This window comes from Streptomyces sp. URMC 124, assembly GCF_051386455.1.
Lineage (GTDB): Bacteria > Actinomycetota > Actinomycetes > Streptomycetales > Streptomycetaceae > Streptomyces.
Genome location: NZ_JBPQTS010000047.1, coordinates 31,479 through 43,259 on the forward strand (window position 1 = coordinate 31,479; position 11,781 = coordinate 43,259).

An 11,781-nucleotide genomic window follows, 5' to 3' on the forward strand; every position below is an offset into this window, starting at 1 on the left:
GAACCCGCCCGCAGACGGAACCCGTCCGGAGACGCAGCCCACCCGTCCCACCTGTCCCTCGCCCCACCTGTCCCACCGGAGCACTTCTGTGAGCAGCACGACTCGTCGCACGATGAAACTCGGTGCCTTCCTCCCGGCGCCCGGACACCACGTCGCCGCCTGGCGGCACCCCAACGCCCGCCCGGACGGGGGCCTCGACTTCGCCTACTACCGTTCCCTGGTGCGGACCGCCGAACGCGGCAAGTTCGACATGGTCTTCCTCTCCGACGGTGCCGGCGTGCGCACGCACTACAAGGACGCCGACGAGCTCAGCCGCCAGGGCCGCATGGTCCACTTCGAGCCGCTCACCCTGCTGTCGGCCCTCGCCGTGCACACCACGCACATCGGACTCGCGGCGACCGCGTCGACCACGTACAACGAGCCCTTCAACATCGCGCGGAAGTTCTCCTCCCTCGACCACCTCAGCGCCGGGCGCGCCGGCTGGAACGTCGTCACCTCCGTGACCGACGCCGAAGCGCAGAACTTCAACCTGGACCGGCAGCCCGCGCACGCCGCGCGCTACCACCGGGCACGGGAGTTCATGGAGGTCGTCACCGGCCTGTGGGACTCCTGGGAGGACGACGCGTTCCTCTACGACAAGGAGTCCGGCCGCTACTTCGACCCGGCCAAGCTCCACATCCTCGGTCACAAGGGCGAGCACTTCCAGGTCCGCGGCCCCCTCAACCTCGCCCGCTCCCCGCAGGGCCGGCCCGTCATCGTGCAGGCCGGGTCCTCCGGCGACGGCATGGACTTCGCGGCCCGCTGGGCCGAGGTCGTCTTCACCGCGCAGCAGACCCTCGACCAGGCCCAGCTCTTCTACAAGGACGTCAAGGACCGGGTGGCCGGGCACGGCCGCAACCCCGACGACGTCAAGGTCCTCCCCGGCGTCTTCGTCGTGGCCGGCCGCACGCGGGCCGAGGCCGAGGACAAGTACGCCGTCCTGCAGGACCTCGTCGACCCCGTCGTCGGGCTCGGGCTGCTCACCGGCCTCCTCGGCGACGTCGACATCTCCCACCTCCCGCTGGACGGCCCGCTGCCCGAACTCCCGCCCACCGAGGGCAGCACCAGCCGGCAGCAGCTCGTCTACGAGCAGGCCCGCAGCCAGGGCCTGACCATCCGGGAGCTGTTCCTCTCCGTCTCCGGCGGCCGCGGCCACCGGTTCCTCCTCGGCACGCCGGAGACCATCGCCGACGAGCTGGAGTCCTGGTTCACCCAGGGCGGAGCCGACGGCTTCAACGTCATGCCCGGCTACCTCCCGGACGGCCTCGACGACATCGTGGACCTCGTCGTCCCCGAGCTGCAGCGCCGCGGGCTGTTCCGCACCGAGTACGAGGGCACCACGCTGCGCGACCACCTCGGCCTGCAGCGCCCCGCCTTCGCACCCACCGGGGCGGGCGCGTGACCGTCGACGCGTCCACCCTGCGCTCGGTGCTGCGGGCCCACGCCTCCGGCGTGGCCGTCCTCACGGCGGCCACCCCCGCCGGGCCCGTGGGGGTGACCATCACCTCCTTCACCTCCCTCAGCGCCGAACCCGCCCTGGTCTCCTTCGCCCTGGCCGGCACCTCGTCCACGTGGGCGCGCATGAAGGACGCGCACTGGTTCGGCATCCAGACCCTCGGGGCCGGCCAGATCGAGCTGGCGCAGCGGTTCGCCGCCAAGGGCGCCGACCGGTTCGCGCCGCCCACGCGCTGGAGCACCGGCCCCCACGGCGTGCCGCTCCTGGAGGGCTGCCCGGCGCGGCTCGTCTGCTCCCGGCGCGAGGTGGTGCGCGTGGGCGACCACCACCTGGTCGTGGCCGCCGTCGAGCACGCCGAGCACGGCGAGCCCGCCGACGGCCTGGTCCACCTGCACGGCGCCCTGCGCGCCGTCGGCTCCACCACACCCGCAAGGATCTGACCCGTGCACAAAGTCCTCCTCTTCTCCCGCCGTTCCCTCGGCAAGCGCCCCCTGCAGGAGTGGCTCGGCGCCACGGCCGGCAACGTCGTCCTGGTGACCCCGCGCACCGCCGTCGAGGGCGCCGAAGACGTCGTCGAGCAGCACTTCCTGGGCCACGAACTCGTCGACTCCTACGACTCGTGGGCGGCCGACCGGGCGGCGGAGGCGGCCGCCCGCTCCTTCGGCGTCGGCCTCGTCGCCAGCACCAGCGAGGACGACGTCATCCGGGCCGCCCGGCTGCGCGAGCGGCTGGGCCTGCCCGGCCAGCACACCGCCTCCGCGCTCGCCTACCGGGACAAGGCCGTCATGAAGCGGCTCGCCCGCGACGCCGGCGTGACGGTCCCCGCCTTCGCGCCGGTCGACGACGCGATGGACCTGCTGGACTTCATCGACGCCCACGGCTACCCGCTCGTCGTCAAACCGCGCTTCGGCGCGGGCGCCGAGGGCGTCGCCATGCTGCACTCCGAGGAGGACCTGGCCGCCTTCCTCGACGCCGCCGGCCGTCCGGCGGACCGCGAGGAACCGTTCCTGCCCGGCCGGTGGATGGCGGAGGCCTTCGTCCGCGCGCCCTTCTTCCACGTCGACGGCATCATGCGGGACGGCGCCATCGTGCACTGCTGGCCGTCCCAGTACAGCAGCGGCGTCGCGGAGCACCTGAAGGACGCGACCGGCCTCAGCAGCGTGCTGCTCGCACCGGACGACGAACGCACCCCCCTCCTCATGGAGTTCACGGCCGCCGTCATCGACGCCCTGCCCCACCCGGAGCAGACCACCGCCTTTCACCTCGAGGCGTGGATCGGCGACGACGGACGGCCCGTGCTCTGCGAGATCGCCTGCCGCGCCGGGGGAGTGCTCGTCGCCGACGCCTACGAGCGGGCCTTCGGCGTCCACCTGGCCAAGGAGGGCCTGCGCGCCCAGTGCGGCCTGCCGCTCACCCTCACCGAACAGCCCGCGGCTCCCGCCCCGGCGGCCGCCTGGGCCATCTTCCCGGCCGGCAAGGGCGTCTTCGTCCCTCCGGCCGGTCCCTGCCCCGTGCCGGGCGTCGAGCTGACCCTTCACCTCGCCGCGGGGACGAGGAGCGAGGGGATGACGTACCTGGGCGAGACCGCCGCGGGCGTCCTGGTCACCGCGGACACCGCGGAGGAGGCCGGCGAACGGCTGAACGAGGCCGCGCAGTGGTGGACCCTGAACGCACGCTGGACGTAGGGGCGGTCCGCCGCGGCCCCCGGGCCGCGGCGGAGCCGGGCCGGCCGGGGTTGCCCGGCGCCGGTCGCGCGCCCGCGCCCGGCGGCGCCGGCCTGCGCCGTAGAGCGCTCCGCGCACTCCCGGACGCCCTGATGAACCGGGCCCTTCCGGTTGTACATTTGCGCTGGGACGCGACAGCGGAGGGGACCGCCTCATGTCGACCCTTGATATCGCGACCGCGCCGCTCGACCTGCCCGCAGTCCGCAGTCAGGTCGACGTCGTCCTGTCCGCGTTCCTGGAGAGGAAGGCCCGTGCCGCCGCGGCGGAGGGCCACCCGGCCGTGGTCACCGAATTCCTCGGGGACTTCCTCTTCTCCGGCGGCAAACGGCTGCGCCCCCTGCTGTGCGTCATCGGCTGGCACGCGGCGGGCGGGCACGGGACCCCCGCCCCGACGCTGCGGGTGGCGGCCTCGCTGGAGCTGTTCCACGCCTTCGCCCTCGTCCACGACGACCTCATGGACAGCTCCGCCACCCGCCGCGGACGGCCCACCGTGCACCGCGCCTTCGCCGACCGCCACCGGACCGGCCGCACCGAGGCCGCGGCCGACCGGCTCGGCAGCAGCGCCGCCCTCCTGATCGGTGACGTCGCCCTCGTCTGGTCCGACGAACTCCTGCACACCGCCGGACTGCGCGCCGGCCGCCTCGCCGACGTCCTGCGGGTCGTGGACACGATGCGCACCGAAGTGATGTACGGCCAGTGCCTGGACCTGCTGGCCACCGGCCGCCCCACCGCGAGCACCGCGCACGCCCTGGCCATCGTGCGCTGCAAGACCGCCAAGTACACGGTCGAACGCCCTCTGCACATCGGCGCCGCCCTGGCCGGTGCGGGCCGGGCGTTCCGCGCGCGGCTCAGCGAGTACGCCCTGCCGCTCGGCGACGCCTTCCAGCTGCGCGACGACCTCCTCGGCGTCTACGGGGACCCGGCCGTCACCGGCAAGTCCCGGCTGGACGACCTGCGCGACGGCAAGCACACCACGCTCGTCGCCCTGGCCCTGGAACGGGCCGACCGGGCCCAGCGGCGGGCCCTGCACGCCCTGCTCGGCAACCCCGACCTGGACGAGAGGGGCGCCGACCGGATCCGGGCCGTCTTCGCCGAGACCGGCGCCCACGCCACGGTCGAGCGGCTCATCCAGTCCCGCTGCGAGCAGGCCGAGGAAGCCCTCGACCACGAGTCCTTCCCGCCCGCCGCCCTCGGCGCCCTGCGCCAGCTGGCCCGGGGCGCCGCCGCCCGGACCGCATGACGGACCGAACACCGTTCGCACGGGCGAAGTTACGTTCCGTCAAGGTTTTTATGCGAAGGACTGGACGCACGGGGCCTCCGGGACGGCATTGAGAAGTGAGAGCGCGTGATGCTCTCCCGGGTCGTTGGGGGGCAGCAGGCCTGGACCACTTCGGGAAAGAGAACAGGGAAACGTGATGTTCGACGGCACGGCGCCGCCAGGACGCCGCAGGGGGGCGACCCTCGCACGGCGCACAGAACAGCACCACGTGCGGGGGCCGGCGTGAGCGCCCGGCACGCCGTGCTGGGCACGGCCGCCAAGGATCAGCACTCGGTGGTGTACGAGTCCTTCGTCCTGCGCAAACGGGGCGCCTATGTGAACTGGTCCTACGTCAAGCTGTATTCGATGGAGGACGCCCGTGAGGCGGCGAACGAGGCCTTCTTCAAGCTCTACCTGCGCTGGGACGACGCGCTGGCCAGCGCCAGCACCGACGCCTTCGCCTTCAAGATCCTCCGCGACGTCGTGGCCGACATACTCCGAAAACGCGACCGCCGTCCCTGCGTTCCGGTCGGTCTCGCCTTCGAACCCACGGTCAAGCCCATCGCCGGCATCCCCAGCGAGGAGGTCGACCAGATCACCGCGCGCATGGAGGTGCACCGGGCCGTGGCCCGGCTCTCCGAGCGGCAGAACCGCTGCATCTCCCTGCACTACTTCCTCGGCTACACCCCCGAGGAGATCGCCGACATCACGGGCCTTGCCGCCTCCACCGTCCGCTCCCACCTGGCCGCCGGCCGCAGCGCCCTGGCCGCGCTCCTCGACGCTCCCGCCGACGAACCGCCCGCTCACGAGAAAGGCCAACACGGATGATCGACGACATCCTGCGCGGGACGCAGATCCGCACCCCCGCTTACAGCAGCGAGCAGCGCGCCGAGGACGACCGCCTGCTGCGGGCCCGGATCGAGCAGGTGGAGCGCCGCCGCGCCCTCGCCGCCCGCAGCCCGGCCCACGACTGGCTGGTGCCCACCTCGCCGGAGCTGGCCGACCTGCTCCTGCAGTCCGTCGACGACGAGGCCCTCGCCTCGCTGTGGAAGCTCAAGCGGCGCCTGCGCCGCGACCTGAAGGAGCTGTGCAGCCAGGTCGCCCAGGCGCCCGGTGCGGCCGAGCGGCTGGCGGAGTTCGCGGAGGCCGAGCGCCCGACCGACCCCGTGGGCGCCCGTGGCCTGGGATGCCTGCTCTACCTCAACGGCTGCGAGGCCGGGGCGCGGTTCTGGTGGCGGTACGCCGCGGGCGCCGACGACGCCACCAGCGCCTACTGCCTCTTCCTGGAGGGGCTGCTGCGCGACCGGCCCGGTGAGGCCGTCCACTGCTACCGCGAGCTGAACGCCGGCGGCTTCCTGTGCGACGAGGACTGGGAGCGGCCCGACGCCGGGGCCCCGGCGACCGCCTCCTGGCCGCCGGCCGTCAGCGAGCACATCCGCGAGGTCAACACCGGCTCGGGGCACGGGCAGGTGCCCATCCCCGAGGGCTACCTCGACGACGCCTCCCCGGCCGAACGCGACGAACTCCTCTGCCACCGCTGCTGAACTCCGCCGCCCGTGCCCTGCGGACCCGTGCGGGCCGCAGGGCACTGCCGTGCCATCACCCGGACCGAAGGAGCACCATGCCCCGACCACCTCGCATCCCCCGGCCACCGCGCTTCCTCCGCCCGCGCCGGTCCCGGCGACGCCTGTTCCCGGCGCCGCGGAAGCGCAGCGGCGCCCGCCGGTTCGCGCGCGCCCACTGCCTGCAGATCGCCGGCGCCCTGCTGAGCGGCACCCTGCCGGCCGCGGCCGAGTTCCTCGGCCCGTGGCTGTGGCGCTGACGGGCGGCGGGTGACCGGCCCCGCCCGGAGCGGGGCCGGTCAGCAGTGGCCCGGCGCCACCCCGTCCATCCGGCCGCCGAAGTCCTTGGCGTAGGCGGAGCGCCAGTCGCCGTTGTGGGTCAGGCGCTTCTCGGTCGGCTGGTAGGCGATGAAGCAGGCGTCGGTGGAGGCGACGAAGGAACCGACGTGGTCGTGCAGGGACGGGGGCAGGTCGCGGTAGCCGCTGTTGGCGGTCCACTCCCAGGCCTTGCCGTGGAAGTTCTCGCCGCTGTAGAAGCAGACGGACCCTCCGGGGCAGGCCGGGGCCGAGGCGGCGCCGGCCGGTGAGGCGAACGGCAGGCACAGGGCGGCCGCAGCGGCGAGAACGAGGGACGCCCGGGCGCGGAACGCAGACATCTTTCCTCCGGATGTGCTCAGGGAGTGGTTACGGGGAGAGCGTCCTGCGCGCGAGGCGGGAAGAAGAGCGACTTCCGGGCCCGTACACCCGGAAGGAGTAAATGGGTGACTATGGTGCCGAGAGGGTGGGTAAGGGTGCGGGCCGGACAGGCCGGCCCCGGGGCCGGCCTGTCCCCGCGTCAGGCCGCAGGGGCCGAGGTGACCTTCTTGCCCTGGTCGTTCACGGCGAACCACAGGCCCTGCTTGCCCTGTCCCGCGGTGTCGCCGGGTTTCTTGTCACCCGTGAACCAGTAGACCGGCCAGCAGTCGACCGCCAGCTGCTGCGTCCCGTCCGGCCGGGTGACGGTCGTGATCAGCTTCTCGGGCACGCCGCGCACCGCGCTCTTCTCCACGGGCTTCGCGGGCTTCCACGTCTCCAGGCACGTGCCGGTGCACGCGAACTTCATGGGCCAGGCGCTGTCCTTGGCGAACCGGTACAGGGTCCGGCCCTGCCCGTCCACGAGGATCTTGCCGAGGGCGGGGTTGTCGGAGACGGACACGCCCGCGGCGGCGGGCTTCTCGTCCGCCTCGCCCTTCCCCTCGCCCTTCCCCTTGTCCTCCGGCTTCTCCTCCGGCTTCTCCGCGGGCTTCTCCTCCTGCTTCGCGCCCGCCTTCTTGCCGTCGGGGGCGAAGGCGCTCCACGTGCCGCCCACGCCCTGCCCCTTGGTGTCGCCGGGCGCGGTGTCCTTGGCGTAGCGGTAGACGGGCCAGCCCGCGAGCGTGAGCTGCTTGGTGCCGTCGGCGCGCTCGACCTCCCCGACGGTGGCCCCGATCCCGGACGCGGCGGTCGCGTCGCCCGCGGGCACCGGCGGCCAGGCCTTCGCGCAGTCGCCGTCGCACATGGAGGCGGGCGGCTTCGCCGTGTCCTTGTCGAAGCGGTAGAGGGTCATGCCCGCGCTGTCGGCGACGACGGAGCCGATCCCGGGTGCCTCGCGCACCGTCATCTCCTTGGCGGGGGCGTTCTTCGCCTGCGTTTGCGAGGAGCCGCCGGAGCCGTAGCCGCCGGCCCCGTACCCCTCGCCGATCTTGGAGGAGCTCCCGGCGGGGGCCTTGCCGTAGTCGTCCTTCGTGGACGAACCACCGCCGCCGCAGGCCGCGGTGAGCATCATGACCGTGATCGCCGCTCCCGCGAGAGAGGCGTGACGCAGCTTGTTCATGAACCGTCCTTTGTTCGTGTTCCGGCGGAGGACCGCCGTTGCAGGGGGGATACGGAGCGGGGGAGCCGTACGCTCAGCGGGGCCGGGAATTTGTCATCCGGTGACAGAAAAGCGCTCAGCCGGCGGTCGCGATGCGCAGGGCGAGGGCGGGGCAGCGCCGCACCGCCCGCAGGGCCCGGCCGCGCATCCGCGCGGGCAGGGGCATCACGGCCCGTTCGGGGTAGCCGTCCGCGCCGAGCCGCAGCAGCCCGGGGAGCAGGTCCGCGCACAACCCGTGCCCGCGGCACAGCGTCCAGTCCACGAGCAGCTGCTCGGCGGGCGGCGCCGCGGAGCCGTCGGCACGGGCCGGCGACACGGACGTGTGCAGGCCCTGCCCCTCGGGCAGCGGCAGGGCCCCGAGGGTGGGGCGGGCGCAGCCGTGCCCGAGGGCGTGGGCGGCGAACTCGTCGTGGAAGACCGTCAGCGCGGACGCCACGAAGCGGGCGGTGCCGTCGGGGTGGGCGCACGCGCCGCGCCGCTCCACGGCGGACATCCTCGCGCGGGCCGCGTCCAGGGCGCGCTGCCCGCCGCCGTCGGCCACGTCGGCCAGGGCGTCCGCGAGGGAGGGCAGGCCGAGCGCGCAGGGCCCGCACTGGCCGGCCGACTGGGACGCCAGCCACCGGGCCGTGCGGATCACTTCGCCCACCGGGCAGGTCGTCTCCGGCAGCGGCAGCACGGCTCCGGCGCCCAGGACGCCGCCGGCCGCGGCGAGCGAGTCGCGGGAGACGGTGGCCGACCGCGCCGCCTGTGCCGGCAGCCAGCTGCCGTGGTAGCCGCCGACCAGGACGCCCTGGCCCGGCGCCGTCCGGCACAGGTCGAGGATGTACGTCAGGGGCACGCCGGTCGGGGTCTCGACGACGTGGGTGCCGGCGACGGTCAGCATGACGGTGCCGGGCTCGGTGGGCAGCCCGCACGCGCCGTAGTCCGTGGCCCCGAGCCGTGCCGCGGTGGCCAGCTGGGCGAAGGTCTCGGTGTTGGAGAGCAGGGTGGGGGAGCCGCCGAGCCCGCTCTCGCTGGTGCGGATCCTGCGGCCGGAGGGCAGTGCGGGGCCGCCGTCGATGCCGCGGACGAGCGCGGAGCTCTCGCCGGTGACGAAGCGTTCGGGCAGCAGGGTCACGTCGGCCCGCGGGCCGGAGGTCCCGCGTTCGGCGATGGCGCGCCTCAGCGACCGCTCGACGTCGGGGCGCGTCACGCCGACGGCCACGCGCTGGGCGCCGAGCGCCTTCGCGGCGAGCACGGCGCCGTCGAGGACCAGGTGCGGGGCGTAGAGCAGCAGGGCGGTGTCCTTCAGACAGCCCGGCTCGCCCTCGCTGCCGTTGACGACGACGGAAGCCGAGGAGCCCTTGCGGCGCTGGGCCGCGGCGACGGCGCGGAGCTTGCGGGCGAACAGGAAGCCCGCGCCGCCCCGGCCGCGCAGGCCGATCCCCTCGGCGAGCCCGGCGAGTTCCTCCACGTCCAGGTCGGGGGCCGGGCCGTGGACGGCCAGGTGCGTCTCGCGGTCCATCCACGCCGTCTCGTCCAGGCCCGCCAGGAGCCTGGGCGGTCCGACGGTGGCCAGCGCGGGCACGGTCCCGTTCACGCTGCCCCTCCCCGGCTCTCACGGCTTCCGCGGTCCGCGCGTTCGGCGCGTTCCTCGCGCAGCCGCGAGCGCAGGCGCAGGGCCAGGGCGCCCGCCACTCCCGCCAGGCACAGGGCGTAGGCCGCGGTGGCCCAGCCGGCCGCGGGGCGGCCCGAGTGCAGTCCGTGCACCAGGGCCGCGCCCCAGGCGGGGTAGGCCGTCATGTGCAGGGCCCGCCACTGCAGCGAGCTGCCGACGCTGCTGAACGCGCTGCGGACCGCCCCGCTGACCGCGACGGCGACGAACAGGTAACCCGCCATCGTGCCCAGGCCGATGAGCAGAGGTTGCGTGTTGTCCGCGAACGGAACGGCCGCGGCCGCGGTACTGGTACGGTCCTCGGCAACCTTCACCCAGATGTGCAGGGCGAGAAAGCCGAGCCCGGCCACGGCCAGCCCGCGGTGCACGCCCTGGGCGAGGAGTCGGTGGGCCGAGCCCAGCAGCCGCCGGTCGGTTGCGGCCAGCCCCCACAGCACGGTGGAGGTGAGCGAGACGAGCGCGAGGACCCCCGCGCCGAAGTCGAGGAACTCCTGCGTCCGTTCGGCCACCCCGGCCCGCGCGGCGACGGCGAGGAGCAGCAGGATCGCCGCGGGGAGGGCGGGGCGCGCCGAGGGCCGCAGCTGCGGCCGGGCCCGTGCCCTTGACGCTCGGGCCCGCGCCCTGGTGGCCCGGGGTCGGGGAAGTGTTTGCATTCGCGACATGTGCATACGGGTCTCCGACGGGCCGTCTCCGTATCTTCCGGCGACCGCCCGTGTTCCTGAGAAATCCGGAAATCCCTCGCATCGGCGATATCCGCCGGGAGGGCCCTTGTTGAATTCACGCGGTGTGACCGGCCGGCCACGGGAAGCCCGGCGGCCGAATGTGCAGAAGCATCGTCCATCTCCGCAGGATCTTCATAAGGTTTATCGCGCTGTGACAAATTCCCGTACGGCTGTCCCCCTGACGGCCGCCGACTGCTGATGATGCCCACTCAGGCGAGAGGGCCCCGGCCGGAATTTTCCGGTTTCCCGGCCCTCGCGCCCGGAACGGAAGTCCGGAGGTAGACGATGTGCGAAATCCTGAACCGCATCTGGTCGCGGCCGCGCGGTGAGTGGACCCGGGCCGTGAGAAGGGAACTCCCCGAGGTCGCCGCCCGGCTGGCCGAGGAACTCCAGCGCAGCGCGCCGGCGTTCTCGGCGGCCGCGCAGCGCATCGGTCCGGAAGCGACGCGGACCGCCGTCGAGCAGGCGCTGCTGCTGACGCTGGGGCTGGGGCCCGAGGCCGCCGCGGGGCGCATACCGCAGCCGAGGCGAAAACCCGCCCGCGTCGTCACCGCCATGCCCGGCACCCGCGCGCGCCAGGCCCTCTTCGCCGCCCTCGCCGACGACCGGTCCGTCCCCTCCGGCGTACTGGCCGAACTCGCGGGCCAGGCCGGCTGGCCGCTGCCCCGCCGGGTGCGGGCGGTCGTCCTCGCGGCCCCCGGCGACGTGCCGTCCGCGCCCCAGCTCGCACCGCAGCCGTCCCCGCAGCTGACCTCCCAGCTGGCCGCGGCGCTCGGCCAGGGCCTGCCGGGCACGGTCGAGGCCGACCTGTGCCTGCTGATCCCCGACCCCGGCCCGCGGTCCCGGCCCGCGCTGGACGCCGCCCTGGAGGCGGCGCTGGGCGGCCGGCCGGCCGTCGTGGGCCACTCCGTGCCGGTCGCCGAAGCCGCGGCGTCCCTGCGCTGGGCGCGGCGGCTGCTGGGCCTCGCGGGCACGGTGTCCGGCCCGGGCGGCCGCGTCACGTTCGTCGACGACCACCTCTCCGACCTGATCGTGCTGCAGGACGAGTCCCTGGCCCGGGCCCTGTCGGCACGGTGGCTGCGACCGCTGGACGACCTCACCCCGCGGCAGAGCGAACGCCTGGAAGTGACGCTGCTGGCCTGGCTGGAGAGCGGCGGGGCACCGGAGGCCGCCCGCACGCTCAACGTGCACCCGCAGACCGTCCGCTACCGCCTGCGCCAGATCGAGAAGCTCTTCGGGCCCGCGATGCGCGAGCCGCACAGCCGCTTCGAACTGGAGCTGGCCCTGCGCAGCCGGCGGCTGATGGCCCGGGCCCGGCTGCTGCGCTCGCGGGCGCACGGCACCGTACGGGCGGTGGGCGCGGCGGTGCAGCCGCTGGGGTCCGCGGGGCGGGCCCGGGTCAACGGCCTGTGAGCCCTGCGCGCACCGCCGGGCCCGGACGTGGCGCGGCGGCCCCGAATCCGGCAGTTCGGGGC

Annotated in this window: 12 protein-coding genes; 8 read left to right on the forward strand and 4 right to left on the reverse strand. The window is 74.3% G+C overall.

Annotated elements, in window-relative coordinates:
• Positions 1-88: 88 nt before the first annotated feature.
• The 7 genes from ACSNOG_RS12940 to ACSNOG_RS12970 all read left to right on the forward strand — a co-directional run bounded on the left by ACSNOG_RS12940 (position 89) and on the right by ACSNOG_RS12970 (position 6,299).
• Complete coding sequence (locus ACSNOG_RS12940) at positions 89-1,441, forward strand: LLM class flavin-dependent oxidoreductase (RefSeq protein ID WP_436752764.1); 1,353 nt, start codon at positions 89-91, stop codon at positions 1,439-1,441.
• The gene (locus ACSNOG_RS12945) at positions 1,438-1,935 is read left to right on the forward strand and encodes a flavin reductase family protein (RefSeq protein ID WP_436752765.1); all 498 of its coding nucleotides are present in this window, start codon (positions 1,438-1,440) and stop codon (positions 1,933-1,935) included. Before ACSNOG_RS12940 ends, ACSNOG_RS12945 begins: the two co-directional genes overlap by 4 nt.
• A gap of 3 nt (positions 1,936-1,938) precedes the next feature.
• Positions 1,939-3,180, forward strand: coding sequence for an ATP-grasp domain-containing protein (locus ACSNOG_RS12950; protein ID WP_436752766.1), 1,242 nt, complete (start codon positions 1,939-1,941; stop codon positions 3,178-3,180).
• A gap of 193 nt (positions 3,181-3,373) precedes the next feature.
• Positions 3,374-4,459: a polyprenyl synthetase family protein gene (locus ACSNOG_RS12955; RefSeq protein WP_436752767.1), complete on the forward strand. Its 1,086-nt coding sequence runs from the start codon at positions 3,374-3,376 to the stop codon at positions 4,457-4,459.
• Positions 4,460-4,720: 261 nt separating this feature from the next.
• A complete protein-coding gene (locus ACSNOG_RS12960) occupies positions 4,721-5,305 on the forward strand; it encodes an RNA polymerase sigma factor (RefSeq protein WP_436752768.1) in 585 nt (194 codons plus the stop codon).
• Positions 5,302-6,021: a hypothetical protein gene (locus ACSNOG_RS12965; protein ID WP_436752769.1), complete on the forward strand. Its 720-nt coding sequence runs from the start codon at positions 5,302-5,304 to the stop codon at positions 6,019-6,021. The genes ACSNOG_RS12960 and ACSNOG_RS12965 overlap by 4 nt, the downstream gene beginning before the upstream one ends.
• A 77-nt stretch (positions 6,022-6,098) precedes the next feature.
• On the forward strand, positions 6,099-6,299 hold the full coding sequence (locus ACSNOG_RS12970) for a hypothetical protein (RefSeq protein ID WP_436752770.1): 201 nt from the start codon (positions 6,099-6,101) through the stop codon (positions 6,297-6,299).
• Positions 6,300-6,338: 39 nt separating this feature from the next.
• Here the strand turns inward: ACSNOG_RS12970 and ACSNOG_RS12975 are convergent, their stop codons facing one another.
• The 4 genes from ACSNOG_RS12975 to ACSNOG_RS12990 all read right to left on the reverse strand — a co-directional run bounded on the left by ACSNOG_RS12975 (position 6,339) and on the right by ACSNOG_RS12990 (position 10,237).
• Positions 6,339-6,695, reverse strand: coding sequence for a peptidase inhibitor family I36 protein (locus ACSNOG_RS12975; RefSeq protein WP_436752771.1), 357 nt, complete (start codon positions 6,693-6,695; stop codon positions 6,339-6,341).
• 179 nt (positions 6,696-6,874) lie between these two features.
• The gene (locus tag ACSNOG_RS12980; protein ID WP_436752772.1) at positions 6,875-7,891 is read right to left on the reverse strand and encodes an SCO0930 family lipoprotein; all 1,017 of its coding nucleotides are present in this window, start codon (positions 7,889-7,891) and stop codon (positions 6,875-6,877) included.
• A gap of 115 nt (positions 7,892-8,006) precedes the next feature.
• Complete coding sequence (locus ACSNOG_RS12985) at positions 8,007-9,509, reverse strand: NADH-ubiquinone oxidoreductase-F iron-sulfur binding region domain-containing protein (RefSeq protein ID WP_436752773.1); 1,503 nt, start codon at positions 9,507-9,509, stop codon at positions 8,007-8,009.
• Complete coding sequence (locus ACSNOG_RS12990; protein WP_436752774.1) at positions 9,506-10,237, reverse strand: hypothetical protein; 732 nt, start codon at positions 10,235-10,237, stop codon at positions 9,506-9,508. The genes ACSNOG_RS12985 and ACSNOG_RS12990 overlap by 4 nt, the downstream gene beginning before the upstream one ends.
• 354 nt (positions 10,238-10,591) lie before the next feature.
• On the opposite strand from ACSNOG_RS12990, the gene ACSNOG_RS12995 reads away from it, so the two are divergent.
• Positions 10,592-11,719 (forward strand): PucR family transcriptional regulator, encoded by a 1,128-nt coding sequence (locus ACSNOG_RS12995; protein ID WP_436752775.1) that lies wholly within the window; start codon positions 10,592-10,594, stop codon positions 11,717-11,719.
• The last annotated feature ends 62 nt before the right edge of the window (positions 11,720-11,781 follow it).